This window comes from Syntrophomonas wolfei subsp. methylbutyratica (assembly GCF_001570625.1).
In the GTDB taxonomy this organism is placed as follows: domain Bacteria; phylum Bacillota; class Syntrophomonadia; order Syntrophomonadales; family Syntrophomonadaceae; genus Syntrophomonas; species Syntrophomonas methylbutyratica.
The window spans coordinates 36,001-53,598 of the sequence record NZ_BBQT01000007.1 but is presented as its reverse complement, the minus strand read 5'-3'; the positions used below and the strand labels follow the sequence as shown (position 1 = coordinate 53,598).

Annotated in this window: 12 protein-coding genes; 1 reads left to right on the top strand and 11 read right to left on the bottom strand. The window is 47.6% G+C overall.

What is annotated here, in order from left to right:
* Nucleotides 1-25 precede the first annotated feature (25 nt).
* The 6 genes from lpdA to AWB54_RS07150 form a co-directional block, all read right to left on the bottom strand.
* Entirely contained in the window at nucleotides 26-1,414 is a 1,389-nt protein-coding gene (lpdA, locus tag AWB54_RS07175; RefSeq protein ID WP_061213928.1) for a dihydrolipoyl dehydrogenase, read from the bottom strand.
* 332 nt (nucleotides 1,415-1,746) lie between these two features.
* Entirely contained in the window at nucleotides 1,747-3,195 is a 1,449-nt protein-coding gene (gcvPB, locus tag AWB54_RS07170; protein ID WP_061213927.1) for an aminomethyl-transferring glycine dehydrogenase subunit GcvPB, read from the bottom strand.
* Between the two features lie 4 nt (nucleotides 3,196-3,199).
* Nucleotides 3,200-4,510: an aminomethyl-transferring glycine dehydrogenase subunit GcvPA gene (gene gcvPA, locus AWB54_RS07165; RefSeq protein WP_061213926.1), complete on the bottom strand. Its 1,311-nt coding sequence runs from the start codon at nucleotides 4,508-4,510 to the stop codon at nucleotides 3,200-3,202.
* 1 nt (nucleotide 4,511) lies between these two features.
* Entirely contained in the window at nucleotides 4,512-4,904 is a 393-nt protein-coding gene (gene gcvH / locus AWB54_RS07160; protein ID WP_061213925.1) for a glycine cleavage system protein GcvH, read from the bottom strand.
* A gap of 115 nt (nucleotides 4,905-5,019) precedes the next feature.
* Nucleotides 5,020-6,120, bottom strand: a complete 1,101-nt coding sequence (gene gcvT / locus AWB54_RS07155) for a glycine cleavage system aminomethyltransferase GcvT (RefSeq protein ID WP_082736074.1) — start codon at nucleotides 6,118-6,120, stop codon at nucleotides 5,020-5,022.
* Between the two features lie 217 nt (nucleotides 6,121-6,337).
* Nucleotides 6,338-7,336, bottom strand: coding sequence for a M15 family metallopeptidase (locus tag AWB54_RS07150; protein WP_061213924.1), 999 nt, complete (start codon nucleotides 7,334-7,336; stop codon nucleotides 6,338-6,340).
* Between the two features lie 479 nt (nucleotides 7,337-7,815).
* On the opposite strand from AWB54_RS07150, the gene AWB54_RS07145 reads away from it, so the two are divergent.
* On the top strand, nucleotides 7,816-8,151 hold the full coding sequence (locus AWB54_RS07145; protein ID WP_061213923.1) for a cupin domain-containing protein: 336 nt from the start codon (nucleotides 7,816-7,818) through the stop codon (nucleotides 8,149-8,151).
* A 166-nt stretch (nucleotides 8,152-8,317) separates the two neighbouring features.
* Here AWB54_RS07145 and AWB54_RS07140 read toward each other — a convergent pair whose 3' ends face one another.
* The 5 genes from AWB54_RS07140 to AWB54_RS07120 form a co-directional block, all read right to left on the bottom strand.
* Nucleotides 8,318-8,953, bottom strand: a complete 636-nt coding sequence (locus AWB54_RS07140) for an Ig-like domain-containing protein (protein WP_061213922.1) — start codon at nucleotides 8,951-8,953, stop codon at nucleotides 8,318-8,320.
* A 588-nt stretch (nucleotides 8,954-9,541) separates the two neighbouring features.
* On the bottom strand, nucleotides 9,542-10,093 hold the full coding sequence (locus AWB54_RS07135; protein WP_061213921.1) for a hypothetical protein: 552 nt from the start codon (nucleotides 10,091-10,093) through the stop codon (nucleotides 9,542-9,544).
* 433 nt (nucleotides 10,094-10,526) lie between these two features.
* On the bottom strand, nucleotides 10,527-13,712 hold the full coding sequence (locus AWB54_RS07130) for a hemoblobin-interacting domain-containing protein (protein WP_061213920.1): 3,186 nt from the start codon (nucleotides 13,710-13,712) through the stop codon (nucleotides 10,527-10,529).
* A 110-nt stretch (nucleotides 13,713-13,822) separates the two neighbouring features.
* Nucleotides 13,823-15,154, bottom strand: a complete 1,332-nt coding sequence (locus AWB54_RS07125; RefSeq protein ID WP_061213919.1) for an S-layer homology domain-containing protein — start codon at nucleotides 15,152-15,154, stop codon at nucleotides 13,823-13,825.
* Between the two features lie 176 nt (nucleotides 15,155-15,330).
* Nucleotides 15,331-17,409 carry a hemoblobin-interacting domain-containing protein gene (locus tag AWB54_RS07120; protein WP_061213918.1) on the bottom strand — a complete coding sequence of 693 codons (2,079 nt, stop codon included), beginning with the start codon at nucleotides 17,407-17,409 and terminating at the stop codon, nucleotides 15,331-15,333.
* Nucleotides 17,410-17,598 lie beyond the last annotated feature (189 nt).

Below are 17,598 nucleotides of genomic sequence, written 5' to 3'. Positions count from 1 at the left end.
GAACAAATCTCTCCCTTTAGCAGATTTATTTGCGGGGTGGTTTCAGGTGGATAGCCCGTCCCTGGGCATCCAGGAGGGCTTCGTAGAGGGTTTCTCCCAAGGTAGGATGGGGATGAACCGTATGCAGGGCCTCTTCGACTTTCAAACCCAGATTGACCAGCAGGCTGGCCTCCAGAATCAAATCACTGGCATGAGGGCCCATAATATGCACACCCAAAATAGTATCGTCTGGGCCGCAGATTACCTTGATCAAGCCCTCGCTTTCCCCCATAGCCACAGCCTTGCCATTGGCCGCAAACTGGAATTTGCCTGTTCTGCAATCAATACCTCGGGTTGCCGCTTCTTCCTGGGTCAGGCCCACCGCCGCTATCTCCGGGAAAGTAAAAATACAGTGCGGAATCGCCTCATAGTCTAATCGGCTATCCATCCCCGCCATCCTTTCCACCGCTGCCCGGCCTTCTTCCGAGGCAACGTGGGCCAGCATGGGAGGACCGATTACATCTCCTATGGCATAAATCCCTCCTACACTGCTCTCGTAATCCTGATTAACTTTAATGAAGCCCTGCTCCGTCTTCACTCCCAGTTTATCCAAATTGAGACCGGCAGTTGCCGGGGAGCGGCCTACCGCCAGCAGGACCAGTTCAGCTTCATATTGCATATTTCCCTTCTTGTCGCTGGCAGTAACCAGCAGGTGAGCATCCTGCGTATTAATGCTTTCGACTTTTGCTCCAGTCTTTATCTCTATCCCCTGTCGTTTAAAGAGAACACTCATCCGCCGCGCTATTTCCTGATCCAGAAAAGCCAGAGGGCGAGGAAGGGATTCCAATACTGTCACCTGGCTGCCGAAGGCCTGGAAGATGCAGGCAAATTCCATGCCGATGACTCCCCCTCCAATGATGAGGAGGCGGCTTGGTATTTCGCTTCTTTCCAGCAATTCTTCACAGGTTAAAACCCCGGGTAAAGCAGCTCCCGGTAAAGCAGCGGGACGAATGCTCTCTGAACCGGTGGCAATAAGCAGGCGCTCTGCCCTTATACTCTCCTCCCCAACCCTGACCCGGCCAGGTTCCTCTACTACGGCCTCGCCTCTGATTACTTCCACTCCATGGGCTTGCAGGAGAGCGGCCACTCCGCCGGCCATCTGCTCCACTACCGCATCTTTGCGGGCGCGGGTTCCGGCCATATCCAAACGAGCCGAGTCCGCATCCAGCTGTATGCAAAATTCGTCCAGTCTCTGCAGGCTGCGCATTATTTCGGCATGGCGGTAATACGTCTTGGTGGGGATGCAACCCCGGTTCAGGCAGGTTCCGCCCAGCTTATCCTTTTCCACCAGGGCTGCCTTCATTCCCAGTTGACGGGCACGAATAGCAGCCACATATCCCCCGGGGCCGCCTCCTATGACCAGCAAATCTTTCATTTTTATTAGTAATTCCTTTCTGATTTTACTGCAAAAAATTATTATTATTTATTGGCTTGCATAAATATACCGCTCGCAGTCTTCGCATGGGCAACACCTGCGGCTTGTCTCGCGGCTCAAGGGGTACCGCGCTAATCTCCCGTCCATGGGAGATAGCGCTCTCGCGACGTCCTGTCGCTCGCCCCCTTTCGCCTGCTCGCCTTCGCCGGGTGTTGCATCCATGCTTCGCCAACGCTCGCTTTGTATATTTATGCAACCCTTATGCAACAAAAGGTTTTTTGCAGCGGAGTCGTTTCTCGAATGCTCAAGTTCGGACGGGGCTATTCGGCTCCTCATCCCGGCCAGCGCAGGATCGGCTGACGGGCAGCCCGAACCTCATCCACCCGCTTGATTACCGTGCTGTGCGGGGCTTGATGCAAAATATCCGGGTTCTCCCGGGCTTCACGAGCGATCTCCCGCAGAGCGGCGATAAACTCATCCAAACGCTCCCGGCTCTCCGTCTCCACCGGCTCAATCATCAAGGCTTCCTTGACAATTAGAGGGAAATAAACGGTGGGAGGGTGAAAACCATAATCCATCAAGCGCTTGGCTATATCCAGGGTGCTGACCCCGTTTTCCGCCAGTTGTTTTTGCCCGCTGGCTACAAATTCATGTTTGCATAAACGCTTGAAGGCTATGTGATAATCCTCCTGCAAATGATGGCGGAGGTAATTGGCATTAAGAACGGCCAGCTCGCAAGCTTCCCGCAAGCCCGGCCCACCCAGAGCCATCATATAAGCATAGGCTTTAACAATAACCCCAAAGTTGCCGTAAAAGCTTCTCACTTTCCCTATCGATAAGGGGCGGTCATAGTCCAGACAATAGCCCTCTTCCTTCTTTTCCACCAGCGGACGGGGCAGAAAATCGCTCAGGAATTCCTTGACCCCAACCGGCCCGGAGCCCGGTCCTCCGCCACCATGGGGAGTAGCAAAGGTTTTGTGCAGGTTGAAATGCAATACATCAAAACCCATATCGCCTGGCCGGGCTACCCCTACTATGCCATTAAGGTTGGCCCCGTCATAATAGAGCAATCCGCCGCCGGCGTGAACAACTGCGGCTATTTCCTCAATCTCCTTTTCAAACAAGCCCAGGGTATTGGGATTGGTTAGCATCAGAGCAGCAACTTCACTGCTCATACAGGCCTTGAGATCCTGCAGATCCACCAGACCTTCCTCATTGGATTTAACCTCAACTACTTCAAAACCCAGTACATGGGCGGTAGCCGGGTTGGTTCCATGAGCCGAGTCCGGTACCAGTATTTTGCTCCGAGCCAAGTCCTGGCGATGCCGGTGATAGGCCTTGATTATCATCAGACCGGTCAACTCACCGTGAGCACCAGCGGCCGGTTGCAGGGTAAAGCGATCCATACCCCCTATTTCACAGCATAGTTTTTCCGCCCGGTAAAGCAATTCCAGGGCACCTTGCACGCTTTCCTCCACCTGGTAGGGATGCAGGAAGGCAAATCCAGGCAGACGGGCCGCCCACTCATTGATTTTGGGATTGTATTTCATGGTGCAGGAACCCAAAGGGTAAAAGCCATTGTCTACCCCATAGGCTCGTTGCGATAGTTCCACATAGTGGCGAACTACCTCCACTTCGCTCAGTTCAGGCAGCAAAGGAGCTTCAGCACGCAAGAATTCGCGGTTGATTTCCGCAGCGGGCTCGATTTCCGCTACATCACAGGGCGGAAGGGAAAAACCGCCTCCACCGGCTACGCTCCGGGCAAAAATTACTTTGCTCATCTGCTTATTCCCCTCCTATCAAAACTGCCAGCCGGTCAATCTCGGCTCGGGTTCTCTTTTCCGTAAAGGCCAGGAGCAAAGCTCCGGGCAGTTCATAACCCCCGATGATGCCCTGTTCCAGCAAGAGCCGGTTAATCCGGGCCGGGTCGTCTACTTTTACGGCAAATTCATTAAAAAAGGCCTGCGGGTATTTCAAAGACAGGCCGCAACTTTCCATCTGCCGCCGGGCATAAACCGCCAGCTGGTGACAGCGAACCGCTATATCCACCAATCCCTGACGTCCGACCAGGCTTAAATAAATACTGGCCGCCAGAGCATTTAAAGCTTCATTGGAACAGATATTGGAACTGGCTTGCTCGCGCCGGATATGCTGCTCCCGTGCCTGCAGGGTCAGCACATAGCAGGTCTCTCCATTGCTGTCCACGCTCTGGCCGACCAGACGCCCCGGCATTTTCCGCATATACTTCTTGGAACAGGCCATAAAGCCCAGGTAAGGACCGCCAAAACTCAAAGGATTGCCCAGCGGCTGTCCTTCCCCTACCACGATATCCGCCCCCCATTCCCCCGGAGACTTTAGAAGACCCAGGGAGATAGGATTGACCACCATGATTAAGAGGGCTTTGGCGGCGTGAACCGCCTTTTCCCAGGCAGCTATTTCCTCTATACAACCGAAGAAATTGGGCTGTTGTATAACCAGACAGGCGCTATCCTGCTTTAATAGAGCCAGGGTAGTTTCCTTATCTATTATGCCCTCCCGTTCCGGTGCCATAATTATCTCCATCTTGCCCGAAACCGCATAGCTTTTTACTACTTCCAGGTATTCCGGATGCAGGGTGGCGGGAAGTATCACTTTGCGCCTTCGGCTGCCTTCGCAGGCCATCTGGCAGGCTTCGGCCAGAGCGCTGGCTCCGTCATAAAGAGAGGCATTGGCCACATCCATGCCGGTCAAGGCGCAGATCATGGTCTGGTATTCAAATATAGCCTGCAGTATGCCCTGGCTTATTTCTGGCTGGTATGGGGTGTAGGCGGTATAGAATTCGGAACGGAGCAAGAGTTGATCCAAGGCAGCCGGGATATAGTGGTCATAAGCCCCGGCCCCAAGAAAGCAGGGATAATCATCCAGATTCATGTTCTTGCCGGCCAGTTCCTTAAGATGGCGGCCCAATTCTATTTCCGTAAGTCCCGGACCCAGCTCCAGATCCCGTCCCAGCTTGAGCCTGTCCGGTATATCGGCAAAAAGTTCCGCCTTGTTTTTCATCCCGATACTGAAAAGCATTTCCTCCACTTCGGTAGGAGAGTGGGGGCTATACCTCATTCTATTCTCCCCCCTGCTCTTTCTGGCACAGCTCTTCATAGGCAGCAGCCGAAAGCAGGCTGTCCACATCCCCTGGATTATTCATGGCCACAACTACAATGTAATTGGCATAAGGGTCTTCGTTAATCAACTGGGGAGCATCCTCCAGTTCCTCATTAATAGCCACAACAGTGCCGCCTACCGGGCTATAGATAGTCGAGGCGGCTTTTACCGACTCGATAACCCCCAGCTGCCCTCCGGCCTCCAGTTCATCATCCGGCTCCGGCATTTCCACAAAAACTATGTCTCCCAGTTCATGCTGGGCATAGTCGCTAATACCGATCCAGGCCTGGTCTCCTTCTACTCTTACCCATTCGTGGCTTGGAGAATAATACAAATCTGCTGGTATTTTCACTTCCATCCCTCCATAATATTCCTTTATTAAGTACCCCTCTGACAAGGGGATGTTTTTTGACGGTTTTGCCGGATATAAAGCTGATTCACTACGATAAAATTAAGAACTCCATTCTTTATGAAGCCTGGGTTTTTTTCCGGTAAAAAGCCCCGGTTACAATCTGGGCTTTAACTGGTTTATTGCGGATCATAACTTCAACTTCCGCCCCTGGTTGGTAGTATTCCCGATCTACCAGAGCCAGAGCCAGGTTTTTTTCCAGGCTGGGAGCCAGGCCGCCGCTGCTTAGCTGGCCAATTACTTTACCCTCCTGGCAAACTTCGTAATGAGAGCGAGGTATACCCCTCTCCAGCATCAATAGCTCCGCCTGCACCCGCGGGGGCTGGCTTTCTTTTTGCCGCAGCAGGGCCTCCCGGCCAATAAAATCACCGCAATCAAACTTCACAAAAATACCCAGGCGGGCTTCCAGCGGGCTGATATCCGGACCCAGTTCCTGCCCGTAGAGGGGCAGTTTGGCTTCAAAGCGCAGGCTGTCACGAGCCCCCAGGCCAATGGGGGCAATATCCTCCCCGCCGGCCGCCAGAATAGCTTCCCAGACATCTATCGCATCCGCTGGAGACAGGTAGATTTCAAAACCATCCTCGCCGGTATAGCCTGTACGAGAAATAATAGCTGTTTTCCCCGCTATTTCCACATTAGACTGAAACCAATAATATTTAATGCTACGCAAATCTAAATCCGTCAGTTTCTGCAGAATCTGTTCGGCCAAAGGCCCTTGAATCGCCATTTGGGCATAATCATCCGAAAGGTTTTTAATTTCCACGCCGGGAAAAGCATTTTTCTTGATCCACTCAAAATCTTTATCGGTGTTAGCGGCATTCACCACCAGAATATAATGCTCGGTCGTATACTTGTAAACCAAAAGGTCATCTACTACGCCCCCGTCAGGATAGCACATTATATTATACTGCACCTGTCCCGGCGCTATTTTTTTGATATCGTTGCTCAGCAGGTATTGCAAAAAAGCTTCGGCCTTTTCACCACGGACTTCTATTTCCCCCATATGCGATACATCAAAAAGACCCGCCTTCTTCCGCACCGTGTGATGTTCTTTAATGATACTCTCGTACTGGATGGGCAATTCCCACCCGCCGAAATCCACCATACGACCATTATACTTCTGGTGCGCGGGAAAAAGGGCTGTCCTTTTCAAATTCAATGTTCCAACCTCCTTGTAGTTTCATCATATTAAAGTTTAACTACAAATGAAAACTACAGCAAGTAAAAAGATGAATAAAGCAGAATATAGGTAAAAAAAACTGCTGGGCCTGACGATAATATAGCAAAAAATCCGCTTTTTTCATAAAAAAACGGCCTATCTTTATAAGCCGTATATGCTGTAATTGCTCACCTTTTTTCTTAATTATCCATACCCTTTACTCCAGCAGTTCATAATGCATGGAATCACCATAACTGTTGCCCCAAGTGAATCCCGCCGGCTTAAAAGCCTTTCCCCAGAGTATCAAATTGGGGTCGTTGGCTTCCTGTTCGGGATCAACATAGCGGAAATGATTGGGGGCATTGATATCTATGGCTATACCCCAGGAATGCCTGCTCAAACCTTTGGCCGGGTTCCAGTTTACATGCCGAGGCACAAATGTTCCGTCCATGGTTTTAACCAGGCTCAAGAGGGGAACCTCTTTACCGTTTATCCAGGCCTTGCCATTTTTTATATAGTTAAAAGCCTGGATAAAATTATCCTGGGCTTCCTTATGCACCTGAACCTCCCGGTTTAAGCCCGGTAATGTTATGGTAACTATGTTTTCCGCTATCCACCGGGGGTCGATTTCTATCCTGCCGCCACTTATGTCTTTATAGCGAAACTGGCCAAATGAGCCCTGCACTTTGCTTAGTTGGGGGTATGAGGAATCTGCATAATTACCTGCCGCAACTTTACCTGCCTGGTAATCTTCGGAATTATCCACAGCTTTGCTCACCTGCGGATACTGGGACTTACCGGTGGAAGCCTCCGCTGCTTTACCCATCCGGGAATTTTGCTTATTGCCCGCAGCACTGCTCCCCGCTCTCGAAACCTCTATCCTGTCATTGCTTATTTTCTGAACCATATCCTCTTTCTTGTTGCTGTCATTGCTTGTTTTATTAGCCATGGCCTCCTTCTTGTCAACAGGCAAATCAACCTTTTTGTCATTGACTGAATCAACCGAAGCATCCTTAGGCTTCTCCGCTATTAGCTTTTTTCCCTCCTGGGCTCCGTCCCCGCTTGTCATTCCTTCCCTATGTAGCTGATTTCCTTCTTTATGTATCTGAATCGTACCCACCGTAGATTTGGCTGACCTATATTCCGGAATAATAAGAAAGGCCGTTAATAATGTCAGTGCCACCATTACAAATATCCAAGAAAATTTCTTATTCATAATATCCTCCAAGAATAATTACCTTTGACCGGCCTCATTTGCTAGCAGCAACACCTCCTACTCCCAATAATGTATTTTTCTCACTTATTTCATTACAATTGTATTGATAAGTAGGAAATATCGTCAAAGGTAATATGTGCCATGTTATTCAGTGCAGCGCCAGTATCCAGTTACCCTTCTACGGTTAACCTTCTCCATGCGGTGAATTGGAATGGAACCGGAAACAGGTGGGATCTGCTTAAAATGGATATTAGTATATTACGGGGTCTAAGATCAAATATATGATTGATTCTACTGCAAAAAGTTATTAATATTCATTGGCTTGTATAAATATACCGCTCGCAGTCTTCGCATGGGCAACACCTAAGTTTTGCTGCTTAAGAAGGCAGTCATTGACTATTGGGGAATATGCATATTAAACTAATAGCTAACCAAACATAATACAAAATAGGAAGGTATTCCGCAAAGGAGGTATAAAGATGGAAATTAAGGAGAAAAAAGATTACCCCCAGGGCAAACTCAAGCTGGACACTGCCATAGAATACCAGACCGCAGCAGTGGTTAGCAAGACCTTGATTAATCGTCCCAGTGGAACCATTACTTTATTTGCTTTTGATGAAGGGCAGGGTTTAAGCGAACATACCGCCCCATTTGATGCCGTAGTACAGGTTGTTGATGGTGAGGCTGAAATCATTATTTCCGGTGAAAGCCACATTTTAACCAGCGGGGAAACCATTATTATGCCTGCCGGTGAGCCTCATGCCTTAAAAGCCGTAAAGTGCTTTAAAATGCTTTTGACCATGATTAAATCCTAAAAATTAAACCAGGCCATCTAACTTCTATTTACTTCTTTTTCATATCGAATTGCAGGGGATGCCCATAATTCTCCATAAGCAGATATCTGTTGCAGGCATAATAAATGAGCACCATTGCTTCCCTTGACATAAGCAATGGTGCTCCCTTTAATGTCGCCCGGCTTTCCTAGTTAACGGTAAAACTCATTTGGTAGCCGCTCTTTAATGGCTCCCCATCGGTCGTTGCAATATCGGGGTTAATATAAATGACATAGGTTTGGCCAGACTGGTAATCCTGTGCCGGGTATATGACAGCCCAGAGGCCATCATTCTCTGGTAGTACTTCTTGAATCCCTACCTGACTATTATCTGTTGTGTTCATTACCTTGATTTGCTCTTTTAATGTGTTAGGATTTGCGGGTTTGTTAAAAACAACCTTCCATTTTTTATCGGGGTCGCATGTTTTCGGATCTAGCACTTTATAAATACTAACTTGCAGCGATTTGTTGGCAACATTGCTCCCATAGCCAGCTACTACTGTTAAGGTCCCATCAGCAACTTGAGGAATCTTAAATGTATAACTATAATTACCACCGGCATTCGATTTAACCGCATCAAAAAACACTATATTTCCCAAAGAATCAACAATTTTAATACTTACCCACTGATTCGGATCAGCGCTGCCGGATGCAGTTATACTATCTCCTATTAATGCACTGCTATTACTTAAATTTAAACTGACGGAAGCGCCCAGGGCAAGCCCGGGAAATATAGATAATATTAGCAGAGCGGCAACAATAAAGGCAATTCTTTTCTTGGCCATCAATATCACCTCTTAATCATATCTCCGACTTCATGATTACACAAAAATGCATAATCAAAATGATTCTTTTAATCTTTCAACAGATAAAAGGACTTCTTGAGAAAAGCATTTAAAACAAAAATCGTCTTGCTGATTTATCTTATATATAGCCCCCCTCGCTACAAAGTCACGCACAATCAAGTTTGTTTAAAATAAGCTAAAACTTAAAGCAATATCACTTATCCGAGCAATAAGCGAAAAAATCCGGATGTTTTCAACATAGCACTGCAACGAGACGGGGAATAAGAACCCGCCGCCTGTTTTGTTAATAGGAACCCGACTGCTTAAAGAAGCGGGAGACATATTTCATCTCGTTATAAATTTTAGCCAAATTGGCTATACAAAGCATCGACCCCAGTTTACACCACTCTAGCCTGCTGATCAATATTCGTCTCCATCTGCCTGCACCTTACCTTCACGCAACGGTTTGCTCCGCATGTAGACGTGCTGGTGACCAAAAAATTAGCAAAAGCCCCAAAAAAGAACATTGACAAAATTATCTTAGCTTTTGTCAATGTTCAGAGTAATTTGCTTTTAAACAGTGATTAGCTAATCAACCTTGTATATAAGTACATAAGCAGTGGTAAAATTACCTATTCTAAGAGTCGCAGGATCGGGTATTGTATTTATATTGCGGATGGTTACATTGTCCAGGGCACTAAGAGTTAGTGTCGTTGAAGCCGTTAAAGATTGACCGGCGGAATTAAATTCTGATTTAACTACACCATTAACCACTATTCCCCAATGCTGAGGATTATTCTGGGTTGTATAAACGGAAAATGTTATATTGTAAGTACCGTCAAGAGTAACGCGAATCCCAGCCGTACCAGGGGTGTGGTTTATGCCGTTTAAAGGGCCGTTATTGCTAAATGTTATATTTGAGCCAACTGCTACGGTTTGGGTGTTTAGCTGAAATACATAACCCCAAGAAGCCACACTTTCAGCAGGCAGGTCCTGAAGAACCGGCAGATTCTCGGAGCGGCCCTTCTTAATTGTCCTGGCACCAGCGGTAGTTTTTGGCCCTCTGGGACTTTTCGGCCCAGTACGGACCTGACGATAGCGGACATTGGGGGGAGCAAGTAATCCATTATTAATATCCATTTCATCACCCTTTTAAAATATTTACTTACCTAATATATGATTTGTGCAGATAAAGTGTTAACGGTGCCAGGCACTTAAGTTGTTAAGTTATTGAAGCTGCCCCTGCAGGCATTACTGATGCTCCCCGGTACTTAGTATTAATTTTTGTCCCTATAACTACAGGGTAAGCTTGGTCTTGCCGGGTCACTTTTAAGGATACTGCGCAAAAATATAAATATGCCGCACCTATTCTTCAACGCTGCTTGTACCTGCGGGTATGGGCGATAAGAAAAGGAAGGGATAAGGGGTGAGAGAACGCAAGAGAGCATCATGAGAAAGGCTTTAATTAAACAATAGGTTCAACACACTGCGGGTCGTCATTTTTCGGCTGTTTACCCGGTTGGATACCGGATAGGCAATTGCGTTCCAGTACAACCGGCATAATCTGGGTAGGTCATTCCGCCATCCTCCCTTCTCCTGCAGGAGGCAGATTATTTAACGCATTCACTATGACGCTTACTGCTTCGGCTCGATTAGCATTGGCCTTGGGCCGGAAGCTGTTGTCGGGATAACCGCTGATAATATTCTTGCTGCTGGCGGCAGCTACTGCAGCCTGGGCCCAATCTTCAATCTGGGCACTGTCGATGAAGGTTTTGCCTTCCCCAGCCGGGAGCTTAGCCGCTTTACTGATCATTACAGCCATCTGTTCACGAGTAATCGCGTCATCGGGACAAAAACTGCCGGCATCATAACCACTGGTCATGCCATAAGCAGCAGCAGTGCTTATACTTTCTTTAGCCCAGTGCTGAGTAGTGTCGTTAAATACTTGCCCGCTCCTGCTTTCCAATTTAAAGGCTTTAACCACTGCGGTGACAAATTCCGCCCGGGTAATGCCTTTATCCGCTTGGAAGGTAGCATCCGGGTATCCGCTTATAACCCCGGCATTTACCAGTTTGATAATATTGGCCTGAGCCCAGTGCCCGGCAATGTCGCTCAATATGGGTTTAGGCAAGGGGACTTCAGGCGCTTTCTTTTCGAGGATAATGGGTTTTTGACTCTTTTTACTGAGCAAGATCGCAAATTTGCTGAAATGCCCTACTTCGCCGCTTACCTTTCCGGAGGCCATATCTGCTTTTACCTGCTCCAGGCTGGTCCACTGCTGATTACACCAGCAGTAGATACCGACATCATGTTTTTCTTGCTCAACTTCGGAGGGGTCAAAAAGCAAGGTTATGGTGACTGGCTTTCGGAACTTATTATCCTTATCGCTGGTAATTTCGTAAACTTCCCCTAATAGTTTAAAACCGCTGGAAATAGCGGGAATATCCTGCGTGATTTTTTTGATAGTTACTTTGATGTCGCTTTCCAGGGAATTGGTCGGAAAATTCAAGACAGCACCGGCAGTCTTGACAATGCCGCCACGGATACCAATGGTTTGGGTTCTGGCAATTTGCTCAAATGGAATAATTATAAATTCATCAGCAATCTTTTTAGGAGGAATTACCGGGGTGTCGGTCAAGGGTATGTAGGCTATAAATTTAGTTAAGTGTTTGGTCCAGATTACCAGGTCTTTTCCGAAGTCGACCGCAGCATCCTGCATTTTCTCCCTTTCAAAGAGGGCGGCTACTGTTTCCGCAGCATCATCGCCGGTAAGAGCTTTAAGTGAAGCCGGTTTACTGATTTTCCGCAGATTTCCTGCCTGGTCAATAAACCCGGCTGACTTTGAGGCTTGTCCTTTAAGAAGCAGTCTTACCGGTTTGCTAAAGTTTATAATATTACTGTCGGAGCCTACTTCAATCACCAGCCCAATCGTTTTTATTCCCGGTGCCTTGACCGTAGAACCAGGTTTTACTTGAGGCAGATTAATAATATCAGAACCTGTTATCAGGGTGGCTTCAGGAATACTCAAAATTGCCTGGCTCGATTCAATTATTACCGGTGGCAAGGGCATATTCTGCGCAACCTTCATACTACTGTTAATAATTCCTTCCGGCATAGTTATTTTTAATGGAATATCTGGAGTTACGCTAATGTTTGAATTATCAGCAGCAGTTTTAGCCTGGAAAATGCTTACCGTATAAGTGATAGTCTTATTGCCAACAGTAATGGTCAGGGTCTGCCGGCTTGCCGGTTTAGAGCTATCAAACCCGCTGATATTGACCATAGTGATATTCTCCACCTTGGAGCTGCCGTCACTGTAATGCCCGGTTACCTCCAACCCGCTAATATCCAATGGCTCATCAACGCTGTAGAGCAGTTTGGCGGCTGTTTTGCTGATTTCAATGCTCTTAAGAGTTACTGGCCCCGGTAAAGGAAAAACTATCTGCTGCAGGCCGGCATCCTGGTAGCCGGTGGCTTTAATTACTATACTATAGCTGCCGGCTGCGGAAAATATACTGCCGTCAATAGTAATCTTACCGGCTTCGGTTGTGCTGTAATTGCTGCTTTTCACTGCATTTCCGTCTACCTTAATCTCGCTAATGGCCTTGCGCCAACTTTCATCATCGCTAAAAGTTATGGTCATAGAGTTACCGATAATATTTTGGCTGCTATCTGCTATCAAAGTGGGTGGAATATGGGGATCGGAAGCGGAGGCTTCCAATACTTCCTGTTCAACGCTGGATTCATTAAAACCCGAGGTGACTTTAACCGTATAGGTTCCTGCTGCAGAAAACACAGTTGGAGCAATGGTTATTTTGCCGGGGGTAAGCGTGTATTGTCCCTTGCCCAGCGGTGTATCTCCTATACTTACCGCAGCAATACCATTTTGCCAGGCTATGTTCTCAGCAAAGGTTATATCTATGGGAGTGCCGACCCGGTTGGCGCTTGTGTCAGGATTTAAGGCAATTGGCAGCAACCTCCCAGTTACTTCCATTTTATAAGTCCATTTGAGATAATCCATGGTAATACATTCGCCGGGATTTTTTTGCCCGTAGCATAGCCTCAGTGTAGTCTCGCCATCCATCAAATCAAAACGCGGCTCGAGATATACTGGTTTTCCGGGATCGGAGCCAATGGCTCGGGCTTGAAAGGATACTATCCCCAGCATGGGTCTAAGCAGAATTTTCCCTTTCCTGGTAAAAGGGTCGGAACCATCTTTCCAATAACCGAATACAGCTGAATTTGAAGGGTTTTCTAAATCTTCATCCCAGTATTCATCCCAACATTCCTGTATTTGGGGAAAATAATAACGTTCCGAATCCAGCAGCACACTTGCCTGCAATACTTTACCAAAATTGGGAGGGTAACCATCTGTATCAAAATCGGTGGTGCGGAATTTAAAACTGCTTATGCTGCCCATATCCAGTTTAAGGCTTTCCAAAAAATCAATCAGGTCAATGCCCCTGGCCGCCGTAAAAACCGGGGCGGGAAGACTGTCAATGGAGCTGTAGGCTCTCTCAACCTGGGGCATTTGCTCCAATTCCGGAATCGTATAGTTAAGCAGTTCAATCTTATTATCCTTGTTCGCCGGATCTACCAGCCAAACCTCAAAATGATCGGCGGGATCACTCTCTTCGGTCTTGGCATAAGCCAGACCTGGATGGGATATCAGCAGCATACTGAGGAACACAAATAAAGCCAGCAGGCAGGTAATTGATTTCCTGCTGCGAGTCTTTAATCCCCAATTCATCAAATTCATAACTTGAAACTCCTTGTCTTTCTAAGTAAGGTCTACCAAGCAGTTATGGCTTAGTAAGAAAAGTGAGGAATGAGGGGTCAGGTGCTACTAAGAGCCTGACCCCTTTAAAACTAGTTTATGGCTTTGATAATAACGCTTACTGCTTCAGTCCGCTTAGCATTGGCCTTGGGTCGGAAGCTGTTGTCGGGATAACCGCTGATAATGTTCTTGCTGCTGGCAGCAGCTACAGCGGCTTGAGCCCAATCAGCAATCTGAGCACTGTCACTAAATGATTTGCCTTGCGCTGCAGGGAGGTTAGCCGCTTTACTAATCATTACAGCCATCTGCTCGCGGGTTATGAGATCATCGGGACCGAAGCTGTCGGCGCTGTAACCGCTTACTATGCCGTGGGCCGCAGCGGTGCTTATGCTGTCTTTGGCCCAGTGCTGAGCTGTGTCAGCAAAGGTCTGGCCACTCCTGGCTTCTAATTTAAAGGCTTGGATCAGTATAGTGGCAAATTCCGCCCGCATAATGCTGCTATCCGGTTTAAAGCTGCCATCAGGATAGCCGCTTACCGCCCCCAGAGCCACCAGTTCATATATGGGTTTTTCTGCCCAATGCCCGGTGATGTCTTTCAAGGTTGCTTTAACCGGAGCGATTACATCTTTGGCCGGTTCTTTTTCCTTCTCCCGCTCCCGGGCCAGGACGGCAAATTTGCTAAAGTGTTTTACTTCACCGCTGATTTTGCCTGCCGTGCTATCAACTTTTACTTGCTCCAGAATAACCCACTGGCTATTGTTCCAGGTATAGAGGCCAATTCCGTATTTGTCTTTATCCGCCTGGTTCCAGTCAAAAGGCAGGGTAATAGTAACCGGCTTGGCAAATGTAGTGTTTCTGTCACTACTGATTTCATATGCTTCGCCCAGCAATTTGAATCCGCTTGCAATAGCCGGAACCGAGCTGGCATTCAGTTTGTTGATGCTTACCTTGATGTCGCTGCTTACCGCATTGGCGGGGAAACTCACTCTGACTCCTGCTTCCTCTATAGTCCCACCGCCGCTGCCAACAGTATTACCGGTCGGGCTGACAAAGCCGCCGCCACCGCCACCGCCACCCCCGGATACCGGTATCGCCAGTAGCTGAGTAGCAACATTACTTTCGTAACCGGCTACGACGGTCAGAGTTCCAGAAGAAATTTGGGGAACTTTGAATGTGCAGCTATAATTCCCGCTTAAATTGGGTTTAACTGCATCATAAAACACTATGCTCTTTGTACTATCAAGTAATTTAATGCTTACCCATTCATCCGGGTTAGAACTGCCAGATGCAGTTATACTATCTCCTACCGCAGCGCTACTCTTACTTATATTCAAAGTGACCTGAGGAGCACCCAGGGCCAACCCGGTGAGCATCGACAGTATAAGCAAAGCGGCAAGGATAATAGCTATTCTTTTCTTAACCATTAATATATCACCTCATAGTTTTCAATTAAGATACATAACCGGTGTCAGCTTCATCTAATATGCCGCAGGATTACTATCCCTCTACCATGCAGGATAGCTATCCTGTACGGTAGCGTTTGATATAGCCGACCGCCCGGAAAACACAGGCGGTCGATTTATTCTTCATAAACTATGGACTAGTGGAAAATTACCGGATTGTTACTCTCATCATTGCTCAGGCGATCAACAATATAGACCTTGATGACATCGCCCGGCTGTACATTGAATCCAGCCATGGCAGTGTTGGCTACATCAAAGTCAGCCATGATAGCATTGAGTTCCAGTTCGCTTTCGTTCCGCCAGTGGGTGAATATAACGGTTTCATTACCTGCATGGGATATAACCGGCTCCACGGAGACCGCAAAATACTTCTGTCCGCTTTGCCCCTGATTAACGGTCAAAGTCGGGATGCCGTCAGCAGTTGCGCCAATGATATAAACAGCATCTTTTGCTGGAGTTAACTTATACAGCGGGTTGGCAGCTACGGTTACGGTACAGCTAGCGGTGAAACTGCCGTCATCGGTAGTAGCGGTTATTACCGCCTGTCCTGCACCAACGGCCGTTACTTTACCCGTATTGTCAACTATGGCCACTGCCTCTTTATCAGAGGTCCAGGTGACAGTCTGTTTGCTGGCGTTAGCTGGGGTAAGTAACGCGGTCAACTGCTCACTGTGGTTTAAAACCAGGGTAGTCGCAGTTTTATTGAGTGTAACTCCGGTTACCGGAATGTTAATGGTTGCCGTGGTAGTGATATCAATTTCACTCACCCATTTCACCATGCGGGAAATGGTGCGTTCCTCCGAGGAAGTCTGCCCCATCATTAAGCGCATGGTGTAAGTATTATCTAGCTGACTGATATCACCGGCAAAGTTCTCAGCGGCTTTGGTGGATATGATAGTATCGACCTGCACCCTTTCTCCCACTGCCGGATAGAAATAACGTTCATTAAAGAGCTCATTCTGTGGGTCGGCAAAGGTTACGTAATAGCCATCAGCAGCTCTTACGGTCATGCTAGCTATATTAGCACTGTTTAACGAGGCATACTGGGACAGGATCGCGGCCAGGGGCGCTCCCAGGCCGGTGAAGTAGTTCATTTGGCCGTCTTTGTAATGGGAAAAGTATCTGATTTCATTATTGGGATTTAAGGCGTTGATTTGCTTGGCAGTAACAGTTATTGGATTGCCGTTATCAACCTTGATGCTTAGGGCAGTGCTTTCATAATCCTTATTGATAATCTGAATTACGGTGGCATCACTGTAGTCGGTGGCTTTGACAGTTATGGTATAGGTGTTTGCCGTTGCGAAAACACCGGCGGCAATGGTTATTTTGCCGGCTTCCTTAGTGTAGTGGCTGCTTTCCAGCACAGTGTCGCCCACCTTGATTTCAGTGATGGCGTTGCGCCAGGCTTCGTTGTCTGTGAAGGTGATGTCGATGGGTTTGCCCACCTTGTTGTAGCTGCTATCGGCGGTCAGAGCCGGGGCAGCCGGCCTGTCCGGCAAGACTATATCCATCCGGTTGACCCAACGGCCAAACCTGCTGTTGGTGATTACATTATTAGTAATATCATTGGCAGTCTGCCCGAAGCAGAAGCGGAATGTGGTGGAGCCTTCGTCACTTGGACCGACCATCGCATGGTTCAAGTCGGTGAGAAAACGATCCTGGTACGAATAGATGGCAAAAATGGGCTCTACTTCAATCGGGTTAGCATCGGAGCCGGGGCCAGTTACTCCATTTTCTTTATCCCATTTATTTACCAATTCAGGATAGTAGTAACGAGTGGCAGCATAAAGGTAATCGTAGGTATAAGAGGTAGACCAGTTATCAGTAGCATAGAGTCTAATACTCTTCAAAGTACTGGGGCTGATGGTTACATTGGCATTGTATTTTTGATTGATATCGGCCACCAGTGCGTTCAAGGTAACCCCCCTGGCAATAGTTATATTAGGGGCCGGCATGGAGTCTATCGATGAATAATAACCTGCATAACCGGTGGTGAGTGCTTCCATCTCAGCTATGGTATAGCTGTGTACGGGAATGATTTCCCCATTGTCATTAATATTAACGACAAACTCCGTTGCAGCGGGGCTGGTGTCGGTCTTGGCCTGCGCCGTACCGGGACTACCCAACCCTATTATACTGAGTAACATGATTAAGGCCACCAGGCAGGCAATGGATTTCCTGCCGCGAGGCTTTAATCCCCAATTCATCAAATGCATATTTTCAAACCCTCCCTATGTTTCAGAATAAGGTCTATGGTCAGCGTATATAAATATTTATTATTTTCTGTTTACAGACACTGACGGACAACAATTGAATGAAATCATTATCTCCTCCCCTCAAGCTCATTCCGGAAGAAACAAGCTCCAACCGAAGTATGCCCGGGATAAATGTAGATGCAGCGATAT

Bases quoted from the DNA above. Each gene is read 5' to 3' on its own strand.
- AWB54_RS07130 (WP_061213920.1), bottom strand. From the start codon at position 13,712: ATGAATTTGATGAATTGGGGATTAAAGACTCGCAGCAGGAAATCAATT.
- AWB54_RS07140 (WP_061213922.1), bottom strand. From the start codon at position 8,953: ATGGCCAAGAAAAGAATTGCCTTTATTGTTGCCGCTCTGCTAATATTA.
- AWB54_RS07150 (WP_061213924.1), bottom strand. From the start codon at position 7,336: ATGAATAAGAAATTTTCTTGGATATTTGTAATGGTGGCACTGACATTA.
- gcvPA (WP_061213926.1), bottom strand. From the start codon at position 4,510: ATGAGGTATAGCCCCCACTCTCCTACCGAAGTGGAGGAAATGCTTTTC.
- lpdA (WP_061213928.1), bottom strand. From the start codon at position 1,414: ATGAAAGATTTGCTGGTCATAGGAGGCGGCCCCGGGGGATATGTGGCT.
- AWB54_RS07145 (WP_061213923.1), top strand. From the start codon at position 7,816: ATGGAAATTAAGGAGAAAAAAGATTACCCCCAGGGCAAACTCAAGCTG.
- AWB54_RS07135 (WP_061213921.1), bottom strand. From the start codon at position 10,093: ATGGATATTAATAATGGATTACTTGCTCCCCCCAATGTCCGCTATCGT.
- AWB54_RS07120 (WP_061213918.1), bottom strand. From the start codon at position 17,409: ATGCATTTGATGAATTGGGGATTAAAGCCTCGCGGCAGGAAATCCATT.
- AWB54_RS07125 (WP_061213919.1), bottom strand. From the start codon at position 15,154: ATGGTTAAGAAAAGAATAGCTATTATCCTTGCCGCTTTGCTTATACTG.
- gcvPB (WP_061213927.1), bottom strand. From the start codon at position 3,195: ATGAGCAAAGTAATTTTTGCCCGGAGCGTAGCCGGTGGAGGCGGTTTT.